Genomic DNA, 932 nt, shown 5'->3' on the forward strand with positions numbered 1-932 from the left:
GCCGCGTAGACCTCCACCGCGAACATCCCCGCCAACCCCAAAAGGGATCAGCCTATCCAACTGGTTGGCTTTTACGCCGCCCGCGCCACCACAAGCGAGGGCGCTTCATTGGATGGTTTTGTCACCGCCCTGCACATCCGCTACCTGCGTCACTTTTCCCCCAAAAGCGAGACACGGCAGAGGGAGGCTATGGGGAGCGAAAGCTATAAGCGTGTTTGGGCAGTGCGCCGATCGACAAGACCGCCGCGGCAGAGTTAGCGCTTCGGTCCTTGCGTAGAACGATAATCGTTGGGGTAATTAGTGGGGCAGAAGCGGCCTCGTCAAAAAAATTGCGTGAAGAAACAAACGCTTATGACAAGACAATGGCGGACAGGGCGGGATTCGAACCCGCGATACGGTTTCCCGTATACACACTTTCCAGGCGTGCGCCTTCAACCACTCGGCCACCTGTCCGGCGGGCTGCTTATGACCGCCGAGCCGGCTTCTTTCAAGGCCTGAAACGCGCTTTTCGTATTCTTGCGTGGAGAGCGCCGGACAAGGTTGCARAGCCGTGCCCGAATGGGCACATCGGATGCGAAGGGCGCGTGCGGGGAATGGGGCGGGATGCTGCGTTTTTTCATCCGTTTGCTGGGTTATCTTGCTGTCGCCAGCGGATTCGTGGCGCTGGTCATCGACGGCGCGCGTTCGATCGCCAATTCCTCGCTTCAGTTCACGCCGCTCGGCGAAATCCTCCTCATTCTGCTGCCGACGCGCTATCCGCTGCTGCAGCCAGCCATCGAGCGCAATCTCCATCCGCTGCTCTGGGACCCGATGCTGCTCTCGCTGATGCGGTCGCCCGTCGCGCTGGTCGCGCTGGTGCTCGGTTTCCTCCTGCTCTGGCTCGGTGCGAGGCCCGAGCCGCAGGTCGGTATCGTCACGCGACGGTGAAGGGC

At 61.1% G+C, this 932-nt stretch carries 1 protein-coding gene and 1 tRNA gene; one reads left to right on the plus strand and one right to left on the minus strand.

The genetic code is table 11. From position 1 onward, the window contains the following. Positions 1-363 precede the first annotated feature (363 nt). Positions 364-453: transfer RNA gene (locus AC1D34_RS37975), tRNA-Ser, on the minus strand. Positions 454-603: 150 nt separating this feature from the next. Between AC1D34_RS37975 and AC1D34_RS37980 the strand changes: the two genes are divergently transcribed. Beyond that, positions 604-927 carry a hypothetical protein gene (locus tag AC1D34_RS37980; RefSeq protein ID WP_441506292.1) on the plus strand — a complete coding sequence of 108 codons (324 nt, stop codon included), beginning with the start codon at positions 604-606 and terminating at the stop codon, positions 925-927. Positions 928-932 lie beyond the last annotated feature (5 nt).

The organism is Allobosea sp. P1_A7 (assembly GCF_056406775.1).